The following is a 23,108-nucleotide window of genomic DNA, read 5'->3' as shown; positions in this document are numbered from 1 at the left end:
GCAGCAGGCCTTACCTGAAAGTTGGAATTGGAGAGAATAGGCGCTACTTCGCTTCTTTGGTTCCGTAGTAGTAATAGGTGTACTTGTCGCCCTTCCGGCTCTTCATGTTGTTGAGGACGACACCGAGAATCCGGGCCTGCACATGCTCCAGGTTGCTTTTGGCTTTGCGGACAAGCTCGCTCTTGACCTTGCCGGCTTGGACGACGAGGATGACGCCTTGGCAGAGAGAGGAGATAATCAGCGAATCCGTCACGGCGAGCACGGGCGGCGTATCAAAGATGATGATGTCGTATTGAGCCTGCAGCTCCTGCAGAAGAGACTTCATGCTATGGGAGGCCAGCAGCTCGGATGGGTTGGGAGGAATCGGTCCCGATGGCAGCACATCGAGCTGCTCGACATGGGTATCCTGGATGGCATCGGCCCATCGGCATTGGCCGGACACGACCGTCGACAATCCGACCCGGTTGGATACCGAGAAAACCTGGAACACCGATGGCTTGCGCAGATCGGCGTCGATCAGCAGCGTTTTTTTGCCTTCTTGGGCATAAGTGACCGCGAGGTTGGAAGCCGTCGTGCTCTTGCCCTCGCCGGGATTGGCCGAAGCGACCATGATGACCTGGATCGGTTCATCGAAGGAAGAGAACTGGATGTTCGTGCGCAACGTGCGGTAGGCTTCCGAGATCGGAGATTTCGGCTCGTAATAGGTGATGAGGCTGGATTCACTGGTTGAGCGTGGCATAGGAGCCCTCCTTGACCGGACTTGGCTTGGTTGAAGACGGCTTGCGGGACTTCGAGCCGTACTTGTCGATCTTCGTAATCTGGGTCAGCATCGGCAGCTCGAGCTGAGCCTCTACATCCTTCTCCGTCTTGATCGTGTCGTCCAGGTAATGAATCAGGAAGACAAGTCCGACCGAGAGCATGAACGAGACGACAAAGCTGATGAAGATCAGCACGATCGGGCTGGTGTTGATGCTCATGGCGGCCGCATCCGGATTCGCCTTGTTGAGAATGTTCACGTTGTCGACTTTCATGATGGAGGGATTCGTTTCTTTGAAGGTTTGGGCGATGGCATTGACGGCCTTGGCCGCCTGAGGATAAGAGGTGCCGGTGAAGGAAAGATCCATGACTTGCGATTCCGCCGAGGAGCCTACGCCGAGCCCGCCTCTCAGTTCATCTGCCGACATCTTGAGATCGGGGTACTTTTCCACGACTTTGTCGAGTATGGCCGCGGATTGAATGATTTCCTTGTAGGAGTTGATGACGGTGATGTTCGTCTGCATCGTGCTGAGATCCAGCATCGACATTCCCTGGTATTCGAATGCCTGATTGACGATCAGCTTGGCTGATGCGGAATAGATCGGAGTTGTATAGAAAAAGCTTTTGAATCCTGTCGCCAGGCAGGCGATAAGGACGATGGCGGTGATGAGCCACTTGCGCTTGCCCATGATAGTCAAGTATTCTTTAAGTTCCACGTTGTCGAGCCTCCGTCATATAGAAATGGTTCACTTCCGATAAATATAGTGGACTTTATAAGGATGCCGGGCCGGCTGCCCGCTCAGCAGCCAATCGTTCAATTCACGGATCCATTCGAGCCGGCTGACCGATCGGCCGGTTATGTCCAGCTCGTAATGGTACAGATTGCCGGACTTGGCTCTGGACCCGACCGTGCCGGTGATGAGATGCATGCGCCGGTTGAGCATGAGGGTGAGGGTAAGCCGGTAGCCGTTCTGGACGGGGAACAGCAGCGTGGTGGAGAATTCCATCCGATCCGGGCTCATAGTATGTAACAAGACTTTGCGCGATCGGGATTGAACCGCCTTTCCCCGAACTTCGGAGATGCGGATATCCCCAAGAAGCTTGCGGCCCATGCGCGCCTGACTTAATCTGTCAGATCCGGGCTCCAAATTACGACGGACGACCATCCTTCACCTCCGACAAAATGCTGCTGGCCAGCAAGAATAAAGGAGCTTTGAATCGGGAATCATGGCATATATATGATACAGAATGTATCTTTAACATCTCCAACTTTACGATACAATTCGTAACATGTCAAGCGATTTTACATCCCGGATTTGAAAAATGCGACTATTCGTAGCAAATCATCCATAACGCTCATTTCCGTATTAAACTGGGTTATATAGAGATCTAGGAGGTACCTAATGGACATTGGAACTCGGATCGCGAGACTAAGAGAAGAACGAGGCTGGACTCAGGAACAGACCTCTGTAACGCTCGGAATTTCCCGCGCGGCCTTGTCTCATTATGAAAAAAACCGGCGGGAGCCGGATACCGATACGCTGGCGAAATTTGCGGATTTATACCATGTGTCCATCGACTATCTGGTCGGAAGAACCGACAATCCCGCTGCCGTTCTCGATGCGGGGGTTGGAGAATTTGTCTCCAGCCTGGAGCTGTCCGATCAGGAAATGATGGAGAAGTTCGCCTTTTCCATCGACGGCCGCAAGCTGACGGCTGAAGAAGCGAAGAGATTCATCGCCTTTATCCGCGCCGAACGCTCCATGAGGTAATAATGCCCGCTAATATGCTGAAACCCGCCTGTATTCAGGCGGGTTTATTTTTTTAATGTACCCGGTTGTCCGCTGCGCTAGGATTAAAGTAGCGACAATTCCATGACCCTAAGGTCCCTGTTTCGACAATAATCAACCAAAATTATCCAAACTTGTCCTTCAGATTCCGACAGCTTTTGCGTCATGCGTCATTTATACTATCTACTATGTTCCCAAGTAGAGATAATAAATGAGAGAAATGGGAGTGGGTTGAACAATATGGTAACCAATCATCAAGACGGCAATAAGCTACCTCCTCGGGTAGAGCTGGATGTCAGGTTCATTCTGGAACAGCTCGGTATCGACAGCGAACTCGCCATTCAGCGCATCTTCAAGGACCATTCCGCCCCCACGTCGCAAGAGGAGAAGAAAAAGTAGCAAATTCTCCCGCGCCTGTCGGCCCTTCTTGCCAGCCTGTCCAAACAGCCCCGCCCCCAGCTGAAAGAGCCCTATAGGCCTGAATGATACATATGAGCGTTACATCATGTATAGTTACAATAGGTATCATAACCTGCAAAAAAAAGGATAAAAAAAGAACCGGCATCCTCCTATTGGAGGATGCCGGTTCTTGCTATTTGCTTCGGATCAGTTGCCGCCTACACGGGCGAGCTCGCGCATATTGGCTTCAAAAGCTGCCAGAAGAGCATGCTCGCCCTCCAGGCCGTCCTCCTCTTCCGCTTTGCGGATCTGCTCCAGCATGCGCTTGTAGTCCTTGGGAATGACGCGGACGAAGCTGTCCAGAGACTGCTCCCAGTCCGCGAGCAGGCGCTCGCCTACGGCGCTGCCGGTGTTCGAGACATGGGCTTCGATCAGGGAGCGCAGCTCCGCGATGTCTTCCTCGGCCTCGACTCTCTCCAGCAGGACCATCTCCAGGTTCACTTGCTTGTAGAAGGTGCGCTGCTCATCGAGCACATACGCCACGCCGCCCGACATGCCGGCCGCGAAGTTCCGTCCCGTGCCCCCCAGCACGACGACGCGTCCGCCTGTCATGTATTCGCATCCGTGGTCGCCTGTACCCTCGACTACGACCTTCACGCCGCTGTTCCGCACCGCGAAGCGCTCTCCGGCAATGCCGCGGATATAAGCTTCGCCGCCGGTAGCGCCGTAGAAGGCGGTGTTGCCGATAATGACGTTGTCCTCCGCCTTGAAGGTCGCCTTCGGCGACGGAGCGACGATGATCTTGCCGCCGGAGAGGCCCTTGCCGACGTAGTCGTTGGAATCCCCTTCAAGCGTAAGCGTAATGCCCTTCGGCACGAACGCGCCGAAGCTCTGGCCGGCAGAGCCGGTGAAGCGTAGGCTGATCGTGTCTTCCGGCAGCCCCTTGGCTCCGTAGCGGCGGGTAACCTCGCTGCCCAGAATCGTGCCGATGACGCGGTTCGTATTGCCGACCTGGAACGAGGCTTCCACCCGCTCGCCGCGCTCGAGCGCCGGCGCCGCTGCCGGCAGCAGGCTCCGCATGTCGAGCGTCTCTTCGAGCCCGTGGTTCTGCTGCTGCACGTTGTGCCGGGATGCGCCATGCGGCACTTCCGGGATATGCAGGAGCGGCGTCAGGTCGATGCCGCGCAGCTTGTAATGATGGATCAGATCCTTGGACTCCAGCAGATCCACGCGGCCGACCATTTCATTGACCGTGCGGAAGCCGAGCTCCGCCATGTACTCGCGCATTTCCTGGGCGACGAACGTCATGTAGTTCACGACATGGGACGGATCGCCCATGAACTTGCTGCGCAGCTCCGGATTCTGCGTCGCGACACCGACCGGACATGTATCCAGCTGGCAGACGCGCATCATGACGCAGCCGAGCACGACGAGCGGAGCGGTCGAGAAGCCGAACTCCTCGGCGCCCAGCAGAGCGGCGATCGCGAGGTCGCGGCCGTTCATGATCTTGCCGTCGGTCTCCACGACGACGCGGTCGCGCAGGTTGTTGAGCATGAGCGTCTGATGCGTCTCGGCAAGGCCGAGCTCCCATGGCATGCCCGCGTGGCGCATGGAGTTCATCGGAGAAGCTCCCGTGCCTCCGTCATAACCGCTGACGAGAATGACGTCCGCCCGGCCCTTGGCGACGCCGGCCGCGATCGTGCCGACGCCGACCTCGGATACGAGCTTGACGTTGATGCGGGCGCGCGGGTTGGCGTTCTTGAGATCATGGATCAGCTCCGCAAGATCCTCGATGGAGTAGATGTCATGATGCGGCGGCGGCGAGATGAGGCCGACGCCCGGAGTAGAGCCGCGAACCTCGGCGACCCACGGATAAACCTTGCGTCCCGGGAGCTGTCCGCCCTCGCCCGGCTTGGCGCCCTGCGCCATCTTGATCTGGATCTCGTCGGCGTTGACCAGATAGTTGCTCGTCACGCCAAAGCGGCCCGAAGCGACCTGCTTGATCGCGCTCCGCCTCGAATCTCCGTTGGCATCCGGAATGAAGCGCGCCGGATCTTCGCCGCCCTCGCCCGTATTGGACTTGCCGCCGATGCGGTTCATCGCGATGGCCAGGCTCTCATGCGCTTCCTTGCTGATGGAGCCGAAGGACATCGCGCCGGATTTGAAGCGGCTCATGATCTTCTCTACGGATTCGACTTCCTCGATCGGCACCGGGGTGCGGTCCTTCTTGAAGTCCAGCAGCGAGCGCAGCGTCAGGAACTTGCGGTCCTCGCCCTGCACGAGCTCCGAGAATTTCTTGTACAGCTTGTAGTCGTTCGAGCGGGAAGCCATCTGCAGCGTATGGATCGTCTGCGGGCTGAACAGATGGTCCTCCCCGTCCTTGCGCCACTGGTACTCGCCGCCGGAGTCGAGCTCCTTCTCGGCGCCCTCCTGCTCGGCGTAGGCGCGGTTGTGGTGCTTGAGCGTTTCCTCGGCGATGATGTCCAGGCCGATGCCGCCTATGCGCGACGGCGTCCAGGTGAAGTACTTGTCGACGAGATCCTCGTTCAGGCCGACCGCCTCGAAAATCTGGGCTCCGCGGTAGGATTGGATCGTCGAGATGCCCATCTTGGACAGAATCTTCAGAACGCCCTTGGTCGCGGCCTTTATGAAGTTCTTGACGGCCTTCTCATGCGTAACGCCGCGCAGCATGCCCTGGCGGATCATGTCGTCGAGCGTCTCGAACGCCAGGTACGGATTGATCGCGCTCACGCCGTAGCCGAGCAGCAGCGCGAAGTGATGCACCTCGCGCGGCTCGCCGGATTCCAGCAGCAGGCTGACGCGGGTACGCGTGCCGTTGCGGATGAGATGGTGATGCAGGCAGGACACCGCAAGCAGCGCCGGGATCGGGCAGTTGTCGCGATCCGAGCCGAAGTCGGACAATATGAGGACGTTGTGGCCCTTGGCGATGACGCGGTCAGCCGCTTCGCACATCGTGTCGAGCGCCTTGCGCAGCCCTTCCTCTCCGCCGTCGGCAGGGAAGAAGATCGGCAGCGTGATGGACTTGAAGCCCGGGCGGCGCACATGGCGCAGCTTGGCGAAGTCCTCGTTGGAGAGGATCGGCGACTCCAGACGGATCTGGCGCGCGCTCTCCGGCTCCGGCTTCAGCAGGTTGCGCTCCGGACCGAGCGAGGTGCCGGTCGCGGTGATGATCTCCTCGCGAATGGCGTCGATCGGCGGATTGGTGACCTGGGCGAACAATTGCTTGAAGTAACTGTAGAGACGCTGCGGTCGTTCGGACAGAATAGCCAGCGGAGCGTCGTAGCCCATCGAGCCGATCGGCTCCACGCCGCTCGAAGCCATCGGCTCCAGAACCTTGCGCAGATCCTCGAACGTATAGCCGAACGATTGCTGGCGCTGCTGCACCGTCGCATGCTCGAGCTCCGGCAGCTCCGGGGCATCCGGCAGATCGACGAGGCTGATGAGGTTGTCGTCGAGCCATTCGCGGTACGGGTTCTCCGCAATGATGCCCGCCTTGACCTCTTCGTCGGAGATGATCCGGCCTTCCTTGGTATCGACGAGCAGCATGCGGCCTGGACGAAGGCGGTCCTTATAAAGGATATTCTCCGGCTCTACGTACACGGTGCCCGCTTCGGAGCCGAGGATGATGACATCGTCCTTGGTCACGTAGTAGCGCGCCGGACGAAGGCCGTTGCGGTCGAGGATCGCTCCGATCTGAGTGCCGTCCGTGAACCCCATCGCGGCAGGGCCGTCCCACGGCTCCATCAGGCAGCTGTGGTATTCGTAGAACGCTTTTTTGTCGTCGCTCATGTCCTCGTGGTTGGACCAAGGCTCCGGCACCATCATCATCGCCGCATGCGGCAGGGAGCGGCCGGCCAGGTACAGGAACTCCAGCGTATTGTCGAACATGGCCGTATCGGAGCCGTCCGGATTGATAATCGGCTTGATCTTGTCGAGATCCTCTCCGAACAGCTCGGAGGCGAACAGAGACTGGCGGGCATGCATCCAGTTGACGTTGCCGCGCAGCGTGTTGATCTCGCCGTTGTGGATCAGGTAGCGGTACGGGTGGGCGCGCTCCCAGCTCGGGAACGTGTTCGTGCTGAAGCGGGAGTGGACGAGCGCAAGCGCCGTCTCCATCGCTTCGTCATTGAGCTCCACATAGAAGGAGCGGACCTGCTCCGTCGTCAGCATGCCTTTGTACACGATCTTCTTGCTGGAAAGGGACGGGAAATAGAACATGTCTCCGCCTTCTTCGCCGGCATAGCGGATCGCGAGCTCGGCGCGCTTGCGGATGACATAGAGCTTGCGCTCGAATGCCAGCTCTTCCGAGAGCTCCGCGCTGCGCGCGATGAACACCTGGCGGACGAAAGGCATCGCCTTGCGGGCCGATTCTCCGAGCAGCTCGTCGTTGGTCGGCACGGTGCGCCAGCCGAGCAGCGACTGGCCTTCCTCGGCGATGATCGTCTCCAGCTTGTTCTCAAGCCGCTCCCGGACGGACGGGTCCTGCGGCAGGAAGAGCATGCCGACCGCATAAGCGCCTTCAGCCGGGAGCTGGATGCCTTGGGCGGACAGCTCGCGCTTGAAGAAGCCGTGCGGAATCTGCAGCAGGATGCCTGCGCCGTCGCCGGTGTTGGGCTCGCTGCCCTGGCCGCCGCGGTGTTCCATGTTCTCCAGGACGGTGAGCGCCTGGCGTATGATGGTATGGGATGGTACTCCCTTGATGTTCGCCACAAATCCCATGCCGCAAGCGTCTTTTTCGAACTGCGGATCGTAGAGGCCTTGTTTCGGCGGCAATCCAGTCATTTTCCTGTTCATCGGATGCAACCTTTCTGTCGGAGGATAGATATAAGAACGGACAGCAGGCAGAAGGTCCTCCGTATACGGTTCGGATGAAGGCGGCCGAAATGTATAAAAATGCATACGAATTCATATTCAAGCTTGGCTGTCCAGTTGTTAACTTGGCAGAAATAATCGGTCACGGCATGGAGCTCAGGAAGCGGAAATACACTCCGGAAACGATAGTTATTCGTTGATTTTATCATCCTGAACGGGGCATATCAATGTAATTCTTTTTATAAACCTGATTATTAATATCGTTCATTATCGCCCGTACGCCTTATCAGGCAAGGGTTTGGGAGCGCCGGGCGGCCGCTTTGGCACAGTACAGCGTCGATTCTGCATTCATCGTATCACATCGCCGGTCCAGTTGGGTACAACAACTTTGAGGCAAGCCGTTTCCTCCCAATAAGATCACAGTTCATGTTAACTTTGAGTAAACAAAGACATGTATAGACATGCAAATTGTCCGAATCGGCGCCCTTTTGCGACAAATGAAAACGCTCTACCCTGACGCAGCCAGGAAGGAAGAACATTTTTATACGCTTTATGCACCTGGATGGAGATGAAAAAGCCTTCCGCCGCATAAAGGCGAAAGGCTTCAAAATAAAGGATATTCATTCCCGCTGGAATTCCGCTGGCCGCTTCCTAAAGACCGTAGTCCTTCGCCACATCCTGCAGCGTCTCCCGCGCGCGGGCCGACCAGCGCTCCAGACGCTCCAGCTCGCCGAGCGAGAGACGCACCGCTGCAGCGAGCGATTCCTTGTAATCCGGAATCCCGCTTCCCCGGAACGGCTCCATATCGCGAAGCAGGACGAGCGCTTTCTCCCGATGCGACAAGGCGCGGCGCTCATGGAACATCGGAACGTCCGGATCGTAGGGATGATGAAGATCTCCCTGGTCGGGATGGCGCAGCACGGCAAGCGTCTCGACCACGCAGCGAGGCGATCCGGTCTCGGCCACCCTGCCGGCGTAGGTTCCCGTTTTGTACGTGAATCGGACCAGATCTCCCTCGGAGACCGGCTGTCGTTGTTCGTTCATTTGAAATTATCCTTCCTTATATAGGGTTTCCGGATGGCGTCAAGGCGGGTACAGCGGTTCGATCCGTCATGCCAAGAATATCGGAGAAGCAGGGCTGGATGCAACTCCCAACTCCCATGCTTGTCTTTCCTACCGCGCTCGTCGTAATATTGGGATAGAGAAAAGTAGGTGAGTGCATGCGCAAGAAAAGGGTGCTGTTGCTCTCAGAGGGGTTCGGATCCGGTCATACGCAAGCGGCTTACGCGCTCGCTGCCGGACTCAGGCAGCTGTCTCCGGATGTCCAGACACGGGTGCTCGAGCTGGGTAAATTCCTTAATCCGGTCCTGGCCCCGCTGATCATGTCCGCATACCGCAAAACCGTAGGCAAGCAGCCTAAGCTGGTCGGCATGATGTACCGCACCAATTATAAGCGTTCCTTCAACCGGTTCACGCAGCTGGCCATTCACCGGATCTTCTATACGCAGACCGAGCAGGTCATCCAGCAGCTCAAGCCGGAGATCATCGTCTGCACGCATCCGGGGCCCAATGCGGCTGTCGCACGGCTCAAAAGGCTCGGACTCGATGTGCCTTTATATACGCTGATCACCGATTATGACGCCCATGGCACCTGGGCCAGCCCGGAAGTGAACCATTATCTGGTCTCTACGCCCGTCGTCAAGCGCAAGCTGATGGAGCGGGGAATCCCGCCGGCCCGAATCGAGGTCACCGGCATACCGGTTCATCCCCAGTTCTGGCAAGCCCAGAATCAAGCGGAAGCGCAGCGGGAGCTTGGACTCAAAGCGATGCCGACCGTCCTGGTCATGGGCGGCGGATGGGGCCTGATGGAAGAAGAAGACGAGTTCATCACGTACATGACGCGATGGCGCGAGGAAGTCCAGCTGATCTTCTGCACGGGCACGAACGGAAAATCCCGCGAAGCCATGCTGGAGGATCCCCGCTTCGTCCATCCCAACATCCGCGTGCTCGGCTTCACGAAGGAGATATCCAAGCTCATGGACGCCTCCGATCTGCTTGTGACCAAGCCGGGAGGCATGACCTGCACCGAGGGCATGAGCAAAGGCATCCCGATGCTCTTCCACAAGCCGATACCCGGCCAGGAGGAAGAGAATCTGGAGTACTTCATCCGCAGCGGCTTCGGGGAGATGCTGCATTCGTCCGGCACGATCGACAAGTGGTTCCGGATGATCCAGCAGCCCTACAGCTCCGGAGAGTACAGGCAGACTCTCATGAGCAAGCGCAATCAGCAGTACGACCCCCTGGAATGCCCGACTGCCGTCTTGCGGCTGATGCATTGACGGCTCCGGCTTTCTGCTGGAACATGAACTATACCCAATCCGGCTTTCTTTCTGCCGGAACATGACTACACACGCCTCCCGCTGCGGCGGAGAGGCTCACCTGAGGAGATGAGCGCATGGATAACAAAGCGTTGGATGGAAAAACAGTCATTGTCAGGCTCGAAATTGAGAGCGGTACCAATTTCAGCTCCGTCGTATCGGCGATCGAAGCCGCAGGCGGCGACGTGATCGCCATCGACGTCATTTCGACGAGCAAGGGCAGCACGACTCGCGACTTGACGGTCAAGGTCAAAGACACCGGAACGACGGAAAGGCTCGGCAAATCGCTCGGGCTGATCAACGGAATCCGCGTCATCAACACCTCCGACCGCACCTTCCTGCTCCATCTTGGCGGCAAGATCACGATCCAGCCGAAAACGCCGATCCAAAACCGCGACGATCTGTCGAGGGTTTACACGCCGGAGGTCGCCCGCGTCTGTACGGCTATCCATGAGGATCCTTCCAAAGCGTTCTCTCTGACGATCAAGCGCAACACGGTCGCCGTCGTCTCCGACGGAAGCGCTGTGCTCGGCCTCGGCAACATCGGTCCTGAAGCGGCCATGCCGGTCATGGAGGGCAAGGCGATGCTGTTCAAGCAATTCGCCGACGTCGACGCCTTCCCGATCTGCCTGGACACGCAGGATACGGAAGAGATCATCGCCGCGGTCAAAGCCATCGCGCCAGGCTTCGGCGGCATCAACCTGGAGGACATCTCCGCTCCGCGCTGCTTCGAGATCGAGGAGCGGCTGCGCGAAGAGCTGAACATTCCGGTCTTCCACGATGACCAGCACGGCACGGCTGTCGTCCTGTACGCAGGACTGCTCAACGCCCTGCGCCTGACGGGCAAGCGGATCGAGGACGCCAAGATCGTCGTCTGCGGCATCGGCGCGGCAGGAACGGCCTGCACCAAGATGCTGCTGGCCGGCGGAGCCCGCAACGTGCTCGGCGTCGACCGCGAGGGCATTCTGACGGCGGACAAGGAGTACGCGCATCCGATGTGGAACTGGTACGCCGGCAACACCAATCCGGATCGCGTGAGCGGCGGACTGTCCGAAGCGATTGCCGGTGCGGATGTGTTCATCGGCCTGTCGGCCGGCGGCATTCTCAAGCGCCATATGGTGCAGACGATGAACGAGCAGCCGATCGTGTTCGCGATGGCCAATCCGGAGCCGGAGATTCGTCCGGAGGAAGCGGAGGACATCGTCGCCGTCTTCGCGACGGGCCGCTCCGACTATCCGAACCAGATCAACAACGTGCTGTGCTTCCCCGGCATCTTCCGCGGCGCTCTCGATTGCCGCGCCAATACGATCAACGAGGAGATGAAGCTTGCCGCGGCCGAAGCGATCGCCTCCACGGTAGGCGAAGACGAGCTGAGCCGCAGCTACATCATCCCGAGCGTGTTCAACGCCAAGGTCGTCGAGGAAGTCCGCCGCCGCGTCGTCCAGGCGGCTCGCGCCAGCGGCGTCGCCCGCCGGAATCCGAAGGACGCTCTGTAAGCCATACCGAAGCCCTGCTAGGCCGGACAGAAGGTTGTCCAGCCCGGCGGGGCTTCGTCGGTTCAGCGGAGAGAGCCGATTGGGCGGGATGAGCCGGTTGGGTAGAATAAGCCGGTTGGGCGGGATGTGCCGGTTGCGCGGGATGTGCCTATTGGGCGGAATGAGCCGGTTGGGCGGAATGAGCCGGTTGCGCGGGATGTGCCTATTGGGCGGAATGAGCCGGTTGGGCGGAATGAGCCGGTTGAGGCGAATAAGACGATTTTTCGGCTTATTCGGCTCGGGGGCTCCCGGTTGAGGCGAATAAGACGATTTTTTCGGCTTATTCGGATCGGGGGCTCCCGGTTGAGGCGAATAAGACGATTTTTTCGGCTTATTCCGTTCGGGAGCCCTCGGTTGAGGCGAATAAGACGATTTTTTCGGCTTATTCGGCTCGGGAGCCCTCGGTTGAGGCGAATAAGACGATTTTTTCGGCTTATTCCGCTCGGGGGCTCCCGGTTGAGGCGAATAAGACGATTTTTTCGGCTTAGTCCGCTCGGGGTCCCCCGGTTGAGGCGAATAAGACGATTTTTTCGGCTTATTCCCCTCGGGAGCCCTCGGTTGAGGCGAATAAGACGATTTTTTCGGCTTATTCCGCTCGGGGGCTCCCGGTTGAGGCGAATAAGACGATTTTTTCGGCTTATTCGGCTCGGGAGCTCCCGGTTGAGGCGAATAAGACGATTTTTTCGGCTTATTCGGCTCGGGGGCTCCCGGTTGAGGCGAATAAGACGATTTTTTCGGCTTATTCGGCTCGGGGGCTCCCGGTTGAGGCGAATAAGACGATTTTTTCGGCTTATTCTGCTCGGGGGCTCCCGGTTGAGGCGAATAAGACGATTTTTTCGGCTTATTCTGCTCGGGGGCTCCCGGTTGAGCGGATATATAATAAACAAGCAGGGCACCACCCCATGGGATGGCGCCCTGCTTGTTCGTTTGTTTTAGACAGCGCTGCCTCCAAAGAGGAAGCGGAACTGCCAGTTGGATGTCGGAGATACCGTCGTGACCTGCACGCCCCCTGATTCCTTGGAGTAAGTCTGCAGGATCTTGTTGTCCCCGAGATACATGCCTACATGCGTAATGATCGACGAATCCAAAGGACCGGAGCTGTTCACCTTGGTCCCGGACGACACGAAGAACATGAGATCCCCTCTCTTGAGGGAGTTCCAGTCCGTCGTATAAGCGCCTCGATCCAGCACATATTGCCCTTGTCCCCTGGAGTCCACCGGCAGTTGCAGGCTGAGCGCGTCCAGGAAGGCTTGCCGGACAAAGTCCGAACAGTCGAACGTAGACGTGTCGCTGCGGCTGGAACCGTACTCGTAAGGCGTTCCCAGATACTTGAGTCCGGCATTGATGACAGCCTCGATCTGCTCGGAGGCCTGCGGACTCAAGCTTGTCCCGGCCGATGGCGTGGAAGGCTGAGGAGTCGGTGCTGGATTCGGAGTCGGGACCGAAGGCTGCGGGCTTGGGGCGGCGCCGCCGGGGAGCGTTCCCGTAACCGAAATATATTTGGTGTCGGAGCTGACGTAGCCCGTGACACCGGCCGAATCCTTGACCATGTACCAGTAGCCGTTCGGCACAGCTGTCACCTGGATCGACTCTCCGCTCTTCAGGTTGCGGATCTGGTCGTAGGACGACGACGGTCCCTTGCGCAGCGTCACGGCCGCAACAGTAACGGCGTTCGGAGCGAATGCGGCGCTGCTGCCGCTTCCCGCTCCTGCGGCGCTGCTGCCGCTTCCCGCTCCGGCGGCGCTGCTGCCGCTTCCCGCTCCTGCGGCGCTGCTGCCGCTTCCCGCTCCGGCGGCGCTGCTGCCGCTTCCCGCTCCTGCGGCGCTGCTGCCGCTTCCCGCTCCTGCGGCGCTGCTGCCGCTTCCCGCTCCGGCGGCGGTGCTGCCGCCCGTTCCGGCGGCGGTGCTGCCGCTTCCCGTTCCGGCGGCGGTGCTGCCGCCCGTTCCGGCGGCGGTGCTGCCGCTTCCCGCTCCGGCGGCGGTGCTGCCGCTTCCCGTTCCGGCGGCGGTGCTGCCGCCCGTTCCGGCGGCGGTGCTGCCGCCCGTTCCGGAGGCGGTGCTGCCGCTCTTAGCGCCAGGCAGCGTTCCTGTTACGGTTATGTATTTGGCATCCGAACTTACGTAGCCCGTCTTGCCGCTGGCATCCACGATCTGATACCAGTACGAGCTTGGAATCGATTTGACCTCGATCATCTCGTCCTTTTTCAAATACCTGACCAAGGCACTCGCTGTGGATGGGCCGACACGCAGAGCTACCGTCGAAGCGGCTTTCGCATTGCTCGAGAATTTGCTGCCCGCTGCAGATGCGGCCGGCTTGCCGGCGGAAGCGTCGGTTGCAGCTTCGGCAGCCGCGGCGTCCAGCATCGTAATGTAGGAGCTGGAAGCGGACACATAACCGATCGTGCCGGACTTGTCCTGCACCTTGAGCCAGTAGTTGTCCACTCGCTGCAGGACGGATATCTGCTCCCCCTTCGGCAGAGTGCGGAGAACCTTCCCGGCTGTAGCCGGTTCGGCGCGCAGGTTCACGTTGCCCTGCGTCTGGGCTTTCTGCGTCGCCGCCGATACGGCGGGCGGAGCGGCGGCAAGTCCCAGCGTCAAGCTTGCGGCCAAAACGGCGGCTGCCAATGATTTGTTCATGCGTCGATCACGACTCCCTTCATCTGTCCAATGTCGATTGTCTAATCAGGACCCGGCCTCGCCAATCATCCAAGCAGATTGCAGCAGCCGGCCAACCAGCACGCCAGCTGCAGTACAGCAAAAATAGACAAACCCGTATCTGATCTATCGGCAAATGAAGGGAGGAACTTTAGCTGCCTCTGCCATCTATTGTAGAATCTTGTCCGCAAAAGGAACATCGTACCTTGTTCCCAAAAATAGCTTGTTCAGCTCCCGCACACGGCGGATGAGACCTATTTCGGTCCTGTTTTTCGGTATGCTAGTCCTCATGCAATTAAGGCCCGTTCGGTCCTTCTTTCCGCACATCAGTCCTCTCCACGCTCAATAGGCCCCACCTCAGACCTTAATTCCGGCATGTCAACCCGCTCCACGAAGCTCCATTCCATTCCCTATTCCGGGCATGGCCGCCCTCCCCTATTCCCGGCATGAAAACCTATAGTAACAGCTTCGCCAGCGTAAGAAGGACGGGCACAATCAGGCCCAGCCCAAAGCCCGCTCTATACCCTCCCCAAACAAAAATAGACCCTCGAGGAACCGTTCCTCAGGGGTCTATCCTTGCCGCGCCTAAGCCGTTCATGCCGGCTCGTAAGGCTCGACATGCACATGAACGCTCATGATATTGTGCTTGCGCTCCATCCGGGTCTCGATCTCGTCGCTGATCCGATGGCTTTCCACCAGCGTAAGCCGGGAATCCACCAGCACGATGACATCGACCAGCACATGGCTGCCATGCACGCGGGCCTTGAGATCCTTGATCGATTTCACGCCGTCCACCTTCTCGATCGAGGACCGGAGCGTCAGCAGCTCGCTGTCGTCGAAGCCGTCCGTAAGGGCATGCGTCGAGCTGTAAAAGATCTCCCATGCCGTCTTGCAGATGATGACGCCGACTGCGATCGCCGCCAGCGGGTCGAGCCATGCCCAGCCCAGCGCCGCTCCCCCGATGCCGACGGCGGCGCCGATGCTGACGAGGGCATCGGACAGATTGTCCTTCGCCGCCGCGTTCAAGGCGCTGCTGTTGATTTGCCGGGACAGCCTGCGGTTGTAGATGTAGACGCCGTACATGATGACGGCGGACGCGACGGCTACTGCGGCCGACAGGGCATTAGGCGGCTCTCCTGCGCTTCGGAACAAGGACTTGACCGAATTGATCAGCACCTGCAGGCCGACCGTCGCCATGATGAAGGAAGCGATCAGCGAGGCGATCGTCTCCGCCCGGAAGTGGCCGTAGGGATGGTCCTTGTCCGGCGGCTTCTGCGAGATCCGCAGGCCGATCAGCACGGCGAAGGAAGCCACGATATCGGTCAGGTTGTTGTAGCCGTCCGCGGAGAGCGCCTTCGACGCGAAGTAGTATCCGGCGACGATCTTGGCGGCGGACAGAACGAGATACGCGGCGATGCTGACCCAAGCGCCCCTTTCTCCCTTGCGGATGTCGGCATACTGCTGTTCGGTAGACACGAATGGTTTTGCCCCTCTCCTCGCGATACGACCATAATACGCGCTCCGGCTCCAGTGGGCCTAGAGAAACATTGTTGTTCAAGGCCTTTCTTTTGTCGAAAAAACCGCTGTCCATGCCGTATCCAACGCTGATAGCATACCCTGAATTTTCCTTTTTCAATCGCCTTCGCCTTCCCCGATCGGCAAAAAGACCGCCTGGCCAACGCAGGCCAAGCGGTCGCAAACAAACTAATCGGCTGAATGGACGGCGTCACTCTCCAAGGACAAACTGCCCGAACCGTTCAGGCACATGGAACCACGGCTTGCCTGTCGGGCTCCACGCCTGCAGCTCGGGATCTCTTCCGGGCGCATGGTCGATCCGGTAGGCGTTTACTCTCCACTTCAAGCCTTTGCGGAGCGGGGAGCGGAATTCGGCAGCGGGCAAAAACAGCTCGTACGCCCTGTTCCCCGCCGCGGGCGTCTCCACTTTCACGGCAAGGCCGTCCGCATCCCAGCCGGTGTCGGCTTGAATCCCTTGCGGCTTGCCGCTGCCATCATTGGAGATCCGCGCGTCAAAGACGATTCCCCGCGGGCTGACCTCCAGCTCCATGTACTGTCTGCCATCGCCTTCTTCATCGATGAACAGCTCCACGACGTCCTGCTCGTATAGAGGCTCGTCCCGCCGGGTAAAATCGGAGAGGATATAGGAATCCTCGCAAGCGAAACGCACGAGCAGCCCCTGCTCGTTCCAGCAAGCCTGCACCGATGTCATCTCCCGGACAGTCCCTCCCGTTACCGTGTCGCGGAGCCGGACAGACGGAACTCCGGACCAGTCGGCCTGCGGCATTGCGTTGCGGAGCGGATCGCCATTGGCACATCCGTCTCCCCAGTCGGCTTTCGGCATCCGGACGCGGAGAGGATCGCCATTGGCCCGTCCGTCTCCCCAGTCGGCTTTCGGCATCCGGACGCGGAGAGGATCGCCATTGGCCCTTTCTACGCCGTCATGCTGCGTTTTGAATTGCCGGTAAGGGCATTCATATCGGGGCAAGGAAACCGGATTCATCCTATCGACCTCTTCTCCCGAATATGGTGGCTCCGGACCACGCCCGGCCCTGTCTTGCTATTGGCGAGCGCATGCTCCGGGTCCCATCGCATCCTCATCTGCAGCCTCTGCGCTAAGCCCATGAGCCCAGCTCCTTCCCGCAGGAAGCGCAGCGGCGGGCGTCGAGCGCGTTCTCGGTCCTGCAGCTGCCGCACAGCACCAGGACCTCGCCCTCGAGCTGAAGGGATTCCGCGGCGGCTACCTGGGGGAAGACATGCCCGCAGCCGGTGCAGACGCCAGCTCCGAGCTCCACCTCGCGTCCGCAGGACGGGCAGGCTTTGACCGTCTTCAGCACGCGGATCTTCTCCTGCAGCTCGGCGATGTCATGCTCCGCCGTCACGATGCCTTGGCACAAGCGGAACGCCGAATCATGCGAGGAGGCGATATCCTCTCTGAGATAAGCTTCGTAGACCGCGTCTCCGATCGCTTTTTTCTGCTTGCCGATGTCCCGCTGCTTCAGGACGATCAGCGATTTCAGCCTGGCGATCTCCATCGTCTGCTGAGCCGCCTTGGCCGCTTCCGCGGCTCCCTGCTTCATTCTATCGAATAACGACATCTCCATCTCTCCCCGCTGCAAGCTTGAAGCCCGCCGCATTTCTTCTTCAAGGCTACACCAGGCAAGCATGTCCGTTCAACCATTCGATCCTCACCCTCGACCCCCGCGGCTTGAAATATCTGGGCGGAACCATGACAAATGTCACCCTCTGTCATTACGCCTGTGACTGCTAAGCCCATTGCCGCAGCGGATATAATGGAATCTCCAAGACTGCGCCACTTCAGCCACATTCAGGAGGTTTCGGGATGTCTCCACTAAAACAACTGCGCCAAATGATAGCGCCCTATGAAAAATCGGATTCCGCCGCCAGCGTCTGGCAGCTGCTCAACACGCTGCCCCCTTTGGCCTTGCTCTGGTACGCCGCCTATCTCAGCTTGAACGTCTCCTATGCGCTGACGCTGCTGTTCAGTGCCGCCGCCGCCGGCTTCGTCATCCGCAGCTTCATCATCTTCCATGACTGCTGCCACGGATCGTTTTTCAAAAGCAAGCGCGCCAACAATCTGCTGGGGTATCTGCTCGGCGTTCTGACCATGTTCCCGTATGAACAATGGAAACATGCCCACAATATCCACCATGCGGGCAGCGGCAATCTCGAGAAGCGCGGCATCGGCGATATGTGGATCCTTACCGTGCAGGAGTATGCCGAGGCATCCCGATGGCGCAAGCTGAGCTACCGGATCTACCGCAATCCGCTCGTGCTGTTCGGACTCGGTCCGATCGTCCTGATCCTCTTCGCCTACCGCTTCAACGAGAAGGGCGCACGCCGCAAGGAGCGGCTGAACACGTACGCGACCAATGCCGGCATCGTCGTCCTCTACGCGCTGCTCGCCTGGGCAGCCGGCTGGCAGTCGTTCCTGCTCGTGCAGCTGCCGATCTTCTGGATCTCCGGCGCCGCCGGCATCTGGCTGTTCTATGTGCAGCATCAGTTCGAGGACTCCTACTTCGAGCATGATCCGGAATGGGAATACCTCAAGGCGGCCGTCGACGGCAGCTCGTACTACAAGCTTCCGGCCTGGCTGCAGTGGCTGACCGGCAACATCGGCTTCCACCATGTCCATCATCTCAGCCCGCGGATTCCGAACTACCGCCTCCAAGGCGCCCATGAAGCGGCTCCGTCGCTGCAGCATGCGACGACCATCACGCTCCGCACCAGCCTGAAGTCGCTGCGCTTCAACCTCTGGGACGACGTGAACAGAAGCTTCGTCTCCTTCCGGGACGGCAAGCGGCTGATCGCGCAGCGGCCGGATGCCGGAATCGAGGGCAAGCATCAGGCGGAGCTCCGCCCCTTCCCCGTCGCCCGCGTTGCTGCGGCGCCAGTCAAAGCAAGGACCGGAACCAGCGGAGAATAAGCCCGTTATGCTACACTGGTAGCATCAGCATTTCAAGCAAGGAGCGGCATCGATGCAGAAATGGTACCGGATCTTTCCCCGCAGCACGGGATTCAGCTTATATGTATGGCTGGCATTCATCATCTTGCCTTTCTATTTCATCTTCCGGTTCCCGGAGACCGGTCATATGCTGTTCGGCGGGTTTCTCGTCGCTCTGTTCTTCCTGTGCTTCCGGCTGACCTCTTCCGACAGAGGCTGGAAGCTCTATACGGGCATCTCCATCCAGATGGCCGTGTCGGCTGCGATGACGATCTACTTTCATTACCCGTACTTCAGCTTCTTTCTCGCCGTATTCATCGGCAATACGAGAAGCTGGGCGGGTTTTCTCAGCCTGTATATCGTCCACCTGGTCGTCACGCTCGGAGCTGTCTATGCGGGATTCGCGATCGGCAACGAATTTTTCATCTCCCAGTGGCCCTTTGTCCTTGTCTGCCTGATCGGCGTGGCGGTGCTTCCGTTCAACCGCTACAATACGCTCAAGCAGGTCAAGCTTCAGGGGCAGCTGGAGGACGCCAACCGCCGGATCGCGGATCTGCTCGTGCACGAGGAGAGGCAGCGCATCGCGCTCGACCTGCACGACACGCTCGGCCAGCAGCTGTCTCTGATCCGCCTCAAAAGCGATCTCGCCGGCAAGCTGCTGGACAAGGACCCGGAGCGGGCGCGCGGCGAAATGGCCGACGTGCATCAGACGGCGCGGATCGCCCTGCAGGAAGTCAGGGAGATGGTCTCCCATATGCGCGGCGCGCGGCTGGAGGACGAGATCCAGCGGGTGCGCCAGATTCTCGGCGCGGCGGAGATTTCCTTCGAGATGGAGGGAGACCCCCGCTTGGCTCATACGTCGAGGCTGACGGAGAACGTGCTCAGCATGTGCATCAAGGAAGCTGTCACCAATGTCGTCAAGCACAGCAACGCCGCCTCCTGCTCCCTCTCCATCACCCAGCTTCCGGAGCTGCTCATCGTCAAGGTCAAGGATGACGGCAGCGGGATCCGGAACGTGCGGAAGCTCGAGCGCGGCAATGGACTGCAAGGAATGAAGGAGCGGCTGGAATTCCTCAACGGAACGTTGGAAATATCCGGCGCGCCGGGGACGGAAATTACGATGACCGTTCCCCATAACGTCAGCCGGGTGGAGAAGGAGGTGGAAGGATGATACGGATCGTCATCGCCGAGGATCAGCGGCTGCTGCTCGGCGCGCTGGGGTCGCTGATCGACCTCGAGGAAGACATGCAGGTCGTCGGCCAGGCCGGCAACGGCCAGATCGCGGTCGAGCTGGTGCGCCAGCACAAGCCCGACGTCTGCATCATGGATATCGAGATGCCCGTCATGAACGGGCTCGAGGCGGCCGAGCTGCTTAAGGGCGACGGCTGCAAGGTGATCATTCTGACCACCTTCGCCCGTTCGGGATTTTTTGAACGAGCGCTCAAGGCGGGCGTCCAGGGCTATCTGCTCAAGGACAGCTCCAGCGACGAGCTCGCCGACTCCATCCGCAGCGTCATGACCGGCAGGCGGCTGTATGCTCCCGAGCTGGTCGACGAGGTGTACAACGTGGAAGAGAATCCCCTCACCGAACGCGAACGCGAAGTGATGGAGCTCGTCGCCGTCGGGAAGAACACCAAGGACATCGCCAAGGAGCTCTTCCTCTCCAGCGGCACGGTGCGCAACTACATCTCCGTCATTCTCGACAAGCTCGGCGTCAGCAACCGGATCGAGGCCATCTCCAGGTTCAAGGAGAAGGGATGGTTCAAATGAAAAAGGCGATTTCCTCCAGGCAGCGGCCTGCGGGAAATCGCCTTTTTTTCATGGCGCCCATTAGGGGCTGCCCTTATTCAAAACGGCTGCGCCTCAGCCCCACAATGCCACGGTCACGATCGCCGCCGCCATGACCGCAGATGACACGATCCGGCGGAAGCCTTGGCTTTCCTTGAGCAGAAGCACGCCGAAGATGGCGGCGAAGACGGTTCCGCATTCGCGAATCGGCGAAATGAGTCCGATCGGTGCGTAAGGAATCGCAAGCAGGAACAGCAGATAGGAGCCCGGGCTCAGCACGGCGCCGGCCAGCGTTTGCTTCCAGCGTCCGGTCCACTCTGCGCGCAGCTTGCCTTTGCGCAGCGCGGCAGGAGTGAGGGCGGCCATGACGCCGAGATTGCCGAGCGCCAGCAGCGACAATGCGGACAGATGCTGCAGATTGAACTTGTCCATCGTGACGTAGCCGGCCGTGCACAGGCCGACGCCGAGCGCCAGCAGGACGGGACGCATGGCGACCCGCTTGCCGGGAGCCGGCCAGCCGCTGAGCGAAAAGAAGCAGAGCAGCATGATGAGCAGCGCCAGCCAGCCCCAGACGCTGAGCGATTCATGCCAGATCAGCATCCCCAGCAGCGGCACGAGGAACATGCCGGTTCCTCTCATGATGGGATAGACCTGCGACATGTCCCCTTCCCTATAGCTGAGGGAGAGGAGCAGGCCGTACGCGGCCTGAAAGGCGAAGGACAGGACCAGCGTCACCCAGCCCCCGTCGGCATGGATGAGCTCCCAGACGAGGTAGGGCAGCAGGGGAATGGTCGTAAAGCTGAAGATGAGCCAGAGAAAGACGGCTTTGTCCCGGCTTTTTTTGGCCAGGAGATTCCACACCGAATGGGCCAGACCCGATGCGGTTACGAGCAGGATTGCCAAAGATGTCACAGGATCACCACTTTGTCGAATATGGCGGCAGATTGGAAAGGAACGTACCGGGAGCCGTCGATCCCGGTACGTTGGTCGTCAGGCGCAGCTTCGGCCGGCAGGTCTTGACCCCCTGCTCTCCGATTGAATGCAGGATGCTGCCATCGGCTTATCAAGCTAAAAAAGCCTGCTGCTTCCGCCAGCAGCGGTACCTGCGGACAGCAGCCTGCGTCAGACGGCATAGGCTCAGCCACAAGCAGTCCGCTGCGTCAGACGGCAGCGTAAGCCTGGAGCGAGCGGATCAACGGCTCGCCTTCGCTTTTCAGCACTCTCAGCCGCACCGCTTCCGCGGTGACCGGAGTCAGCGGCTCGATCCGCTTGTGGCCTACCGAGAAGCCCGATGTCAGCTCGCGCCACTCGCCGCCGATCCGGATGTCGGCCGCGTACTCGCGGATGCGCTCGCCCCGGGAGATATCCTCCATGAGGACGAGATGGCCGATCGCCGTCGGAGCGTCGAGCTCCAGCGTCAGCTCGCTTCCTTCGCCGGATGTCTCGGCCGCCGGCGTTCCCAGCCTGCGGCGGATCTCGGCGCCAAGCTCCTGGAGGCGGGCCGCATCGAGCTCCGGCAGCAATCCCCTTCGGTCCGGCGATAGATTCAGCAGCAGGTTGCAGCCATGGCCGACGGAGCGGTAGTAGATATCCATCAGGTGGTCGAGATCGTGCAGGCGGTCTTCGGAATCCGGGTGCCAGAACCATTGATGGCGGCGGATCGGCACGTCGCATTCGGCCGGCACCCACTTGGGCGTGGACGGCAGCCAGGTCGCGCTCTCCGCGGCAAACATGCTGAGAGGAGCCGACTCGGCCGTATTCCAGCAAGGATATGGCGCGACGCCGTCCTCGTTGCCGACCCAGCGGATCGTCGGCTCGCCCATGTTGAACACCATCGCGCCGGGCTGATGCCGGCGGACGAGCTCGATGATGCGCGGCCAGTCATAGACGCGTCCCTCCGAGCCCGCGCCGTCGAACCATACTTCCATCAGATCGCCGTAGCCGGTGAGCAGCTCCGTCAGCTGGGCGCAGTAGAAATCGTCGTAGGCCTCCTTGTCCGCATATCTCGGCTCGTGCCGGTCCCATGGGGACAAATAGAGCCCGAAGCCGATACCCTCCTCGCGGCATGCGTCCGCGCATTCCCGCACGACATCTCCCTGGCCGTTCCTCCAGGGGCTGGAGGCGACGGAATAATCGGTCTGGGCGCTCGGCCAAAGGCAGAAGCCGTCATGATGCTTGGCGGTGAGAATAAGATAGTTCATTCCCGCTTGCCGCGCTTCGCGCGCCCATTGCCTGGCATCGAGCTGCTCAGGATGGAACAGAAGAGCCGAATCCCCGCCTTCTCCCCATTCCTGGTCGCAAAATGTATTCATGCCGAAGTGGACGAACATCCCCATCTCCATATCCTGCCAAATCAGCTGATGCTTCGAAGGCACAGCCCCCGTGTAGGTATCGTTCATGTCCTGGTCTCCTTCGTCCTGGCTCCGTCCGTACGGTACGAAGCCGATATAGGCTTGGGTTCCGCCGCCGAGAACGGCTGCACCGCTCCGGCGGTC

At 59.7% G+C, this 23,108-nt stretch carries 18 protein-coding genes; 7 read left to right on the top strand and 11 right to left on the bottom strand.

Going from position 1 to position 23,108, the window contains the following annotated elements; all coding sequences use genetic code 11:
- Nucleotides 1-43 precede the first annotated feature (43 nt).
- From VE23_RS22765 to VE23_RS22755, 3 genes are read right to left on the bottom strand one after another with little or no spacing between them, the layout of a single operon-like run.
- Nucleotides 44-739: a CpsD/CapB family tyrosine-protein kinase gene (locus VE23_RS22765; protein ID WP_049869231.1), complete on the bottom strand. Its 696-nt coding sequence runs from the start codon at nucleotides 737-739 to the stop codon at nucleotides 44-46.
- Nucleotides 720-1,472, bottom strand: a complete 753-nt coding sequence (locus VE23_RS22760) for a YveK family protein (protein ID WP_049869230.1) — start codon at nucleotides 1,470-1,472, stop codon at nucleotides 720-722. The genes VE23_RS22765 and VE23_RS22760 overlap by 20 nt, the downstream gene beginning before the upstream one ends.
- A 30-nt stretch (nucleotides 1,473-1,502) precedes the next feature.
- Nucleotides 1,503-1,763 carry a hypothetical protein gene (locus tag VE23_RS22755; protein WP_157054029.1) on the bottom strand — a complete coding sequence of 87 codons (261 nt, stop codon included), beginning with the start codon at nucleotides 1,761-1,763 and terminating at the stop codon, nucleotides 1,503-1,505.
- A gap of 396 nt (nucleotides 1,764-2,159) precedes the next feature.
- On the opposite strand from VE23_RS22755, the gene VE23_RS22750 reads away from it, so the two are divergent.
- Nucleotides 2,160-2,528 (top strand): helix-turn-helix domain-containing protein, encoded by a 369-nt coding sequence (locus VE23_RS22750; protein WP_021877331.1) that lies wholly within the window; start codon nucleotides 2,160-2,162, stop codon nucleotides 2,526-2,528.
- Between the two features lie 258 nt (nucleotides 2,529-2,786).
- On the top strand, nucleotides 2,787-2,945 hold the full coding sequence (locus tag VE23_RS26730) for a hypothetical protein (protein ID WP_021877330.1): 159 nt from the start codon (nucleotides 2,787-2,789) through the stop codon (nucleotides 2,943-2,945).
- A 207-nt stretch (nucleotides 2,946-3,152) separates the two neighbouring features.
- Here the strand turns inward: VE23_RS26730 and gltB are convergent, their stop codons facing one another.
- Together gltB and kapB are read right to left on the bottom strand one after the other, a co-directional pair.
- The gene (gene gltB / locus VE23_RS22745) at nucleotides 3,153-7,760 is read right to left on the bottom strand and encodes a glutamate synthase large subunit (protein WP_049869229.1); all 4,608 of its coding nucleotides are present in this window, start codon (nucleotides 7,758-7,760) and stop codon (nucleotides 3,153-3,155) included.
- A 669-nt stretch (nucleotides 7,761-8,429) separates the two neighbouring features.
- On the bottom strand, nucleotides 8,430-8,822 hold the full coding sequence (gene kapB / locus VE23_RS22740; protein ID WP_021877327.1) for a sporulation phosphorelay system protein KapB: 393 nt from the start codon (nucleotides 8,820-8,822) through the stop codon (nucleotides 8,430-8,432).
- Nucleotides 8,823-8,998: 176 nt separating this feature from the next.
- On the opposite strand from kapB, the gene VE23_RS22735 reads away from it, so the two are divergent.
- Nucleotides 8,999-10,117 carry a UDP-N-acetylglucosamine--LPS N-acetylglucosamine transferase gene (locus VE23_RS22735; RefSeq protein ID WP_048748901.1) on the top strand — a complete coding sequence of 373 codons (1,119 nt, stop codon included), beginning with the start codon at nucleotides 8,999-9,001 and terminating at the stop codon, nucleotides 10,115-10,117.
- A gap of 116 nt (nucleotides 10,118-10,233) precedes the next feature.
- On the top strand, nucleotides 10,234-11,652 hold the full coding sequence (locus VE23_RS22730) for an NAD-dependent malic enzyme (protein WP_049869228.1): 1,419 nt from the start codon (nucleotides 10,234-10,236) through the stop codon (nucleotides 11,650-11,652).
- A 971-nt stretch (nucleotides 11,653-12,623) separates the two neighbouring features.
- On the opposite strand, the gene VE23_RS26130 is transcribed toward VE23_RS22730, so the two are convergent.
- The 4 genes from VE23_RS26130 to VE23_RS22710 all read right to left on the bottom strand — a co-directional run bounded on the left by VE23_RS26130 (nucleotide 12,624) and on the right by VE23_RS22710 (nucleotide 17,458).
- On the bottom strand, nucleotides 12,624-14,327 hold the full coding sequence (locus tag VE23_RS26130) for an SH3 domain-containing protein (RefSeq protein ID WP_049869227.1): 1,704 nt from the start codon (nucleotides 14,325-14,327) through the stop codon (nucleotides 12,624-12,626).
- 612 nt (nucleotides 14,328-14,939) lie between these two features.
- The gene (locus VE23_RS22720; RefSeq protein ID WP_048748369.1) at nucleotides 14,940-15,821 is read right to left on the bottom strand and encodes a cation diffusion facilitator family transporter; all 882 of its coding nucleotides are present in this window, start codon (nucleotides 15,819-15,821) and stop codon (nucleotides 14,940-14,942) included.
- 250 nt (nucleotides 15,822-16,071) lie between these two features.
- Nucleotides 16,072-16,863, bottom strand: a complete 792-nt coding sequence (locus VE23_RS22715) for a carbohydrate-binding family 9-like protein (RefSeq protein ID WP_049869226.1) — start codon at nucleotides 16,861-16,863, stop codon at nucleotides 16,072-16,074.
- Between the two features lie 112 nt (nucleotides 16,864-16,975).
- On the bottom strand, nucleotides 16,976-17,458 hold the full coding sequence (locus VE23_RS22710; protein ID WP_049869225.1) for a zinc ribbon domain-containing protein: 483 nt from the start codon (nucleotides 17,456-17,458) through the stop codon (nucleotides 16,976-16,978).
- Between the two features lie 245 nt (nucleotides 17,459-17,703).
- Here VE23_RS22710 and VE23_RS22705 point away from each other — a divergent pair, with 245 nt between their 5' ends.
- From VE23_RS22705 to VE23_RS22695, 3 genes are read left to right on the top strand one after another with little or no spacing between them, the layout of a single operon-like run.
- Entirely contained in the window at nucleotides 17,704-18,807 is a 1,104-nt protein-coding gene (locus VE23_RS22705) for a fatty acid desaturase (protein WP_048748366.1), read from the top strand.
- 52 nt (nucleotides 18,808-18,859) lie between these two features.
- Complete coding sequence (locus VE23_RS22700) at nucleotides 18,860-19,996, top strand: sensor histidine kinase (RefSeq protein WP_021880937.1); 1,137 nt, start codon at nucleotides 18,860-18,862, stop codon at nucleotides 19,994-19,996.
- The gene (locus tag VE23_RS22695) at nucleotides 19,993-20,595 is read left to right on the top strand and encodes a response regulator transcription factor (RefSeq protein ID WP_021880936.1); all 603 of its coding nucleotides are present in this window, start codon (nucleotides 19,993-19,995) and stop codon (nucleotides 20,593-20,595) included. The genes VE23_RS22700 and VE23_RS22695 overlap by 4 nt, the downstream gene beginning before the upstream one ends.
- Before the next feature lie 93 nt (nucleotides 20,596-20,688).
- On the opposite strand, the gene VE23_RS22690 is transcribed toward VE23_RS22695, so the two are convergent.
- Nucleotides 20,689-21,525 carry a DMT family transporter gene (locus VE23_RS22690; protein WP_049869224.1) on the bottom strand — a complete coding sequence of 279 codons (837 nt, stop codon included), beginning with the start codon at nucleotides 21,523-21,525 and terminating at the stop codon, nucleotides 20,689-20,691.
- Nucleotides 21,526-21,773: 248 nt separating this feature from the next.
- Nucleotides 21,774-23,012 (bottom strand): alpha-L-fucosidase, encoded by a 1,239-nt coding sequence (locus VE23_RS22685; protein WP_049869834.1) that lies wholly within the window; start codon nucleotides 23,010-23,012, stop codon nucleotides 21,774-21,776.
- Between the last annotated feature and the right edge of the window lie 96 nt (nucleotides 23,013-23,108).

Origin of the sequence: Paenibacillus sp. D9 (assembly GCF_001188365.1) — a bacterium.
GTDB classification, from domain to species: domain Bacteria; phylum Bacillota; class Bacilli; order Paenibacillales; family Paenibacillaceae; genus Paenibacillus_O; species Paenibacillus_O humicus.
Note: the sequence above shows the minus strand (reverse complement) of the source record. Positions and strands in the feature narration are given on the sequence as shown.

Coding starts and splice junctions, on each gene's coding strand:
- VE23_RS22765 (WP_049869231.1), bottom strand. CDS start 739: ATGCCACGCTCAACCAGTGAATCCAGCCTCATCACCTATTACGAGCCG.
- VE23_RS22755 (WP_157054029.1), bottom strand. CDS start 1,763: ATGGAATTCTCCACCACGCTGCTGTTCCCCGTCCAGAACGGCTACCGG.
- VE23_RS22750 (WP_021877331.1), top strand. CDS start 2,160: ATGGACATTGGAACTCGGATCGCGAGACTAAGAGAAGAACGAGGCTGG.
- VE23_RS26730 (WP_021877330.1), top strand. CDS start 2,787: ATGGTAACCAATCATCAAGACGGCAATAAGCTACCTCCTCGGGTAGAG.
- gltB (WP_049869229.1), bottom strand. CDS start 7,760: ATGAACAGGAAAATGACTGGATTGCCGCCGAAACAAGGCCTCTACGAT.
- kapB (WP_021877327.1), bottom strand. CDS start 8,822: ATGAACGAACAACGACAGCCGGTCTCCGAGGGAGATCTGGTCCGATTC.
- VE23_RS22735 (WP_048748901.1), top strand. CDS start 8,999: ATGCGCAAGAAAAGGGTGCTGTTGCTCTCAGAGGGGTTCGGATCCGGT.
- VE23_RS22730 (WP_049869228.1), top strand. CDS start 10,234: ATGGATAACAAAGCGTTGGATGGAAAAACAGTCATTGTCAGGCTCGAA.
- VE23_RS26130 (WP_049869227.1), bottom strand. CDS start 14,327: ATGAACAAATCATTGGCAGCCGCCGTTTTGGCCGCAAGCTTGACGCTG.
- VE23_RS22715 (WP_049869226.1), bottom strand. CDS start 16,863: ATGAATCCGGTTTCCTTGCCCCGATATGAATGCCCTTACCGGCAATTC.
- VE23_RS22710 (WP_049869225.1), bottom strand. CDS start 17,458: ATGTCGTTATTCGATAGAATGAAGCAGGGAGCCGCGGAAGCGGCCAAG.
- VE23_RS22705 (WP_048748366.1), top strand. CDS start 17,704: ATGTCTCCACTAAAACAACTGCGCCAAATGATAGCGCCCTATGAAAAA.
- VE23_RS22700 (WP_021880937.1), top strand. CDS start 18,860: ATGCAGAAATGGTACCGGATCTTTCCCCGCAGCACGGGATTCAGCTTA.
- VE23_RS22695 (WP_021880936.1), top strand. CDS start 19,993: ATGATACGGATCGTCATCGCCGAGGATCAGCGGCTGCTGCTCGGCGCG.
- VE23_RS22685 (WP_049869834.1), bottom strand. CDS start 23,012: ATGAACGATACCTACACGGGGGCTGTGCCTTCGAAGCATCAGCTGATT.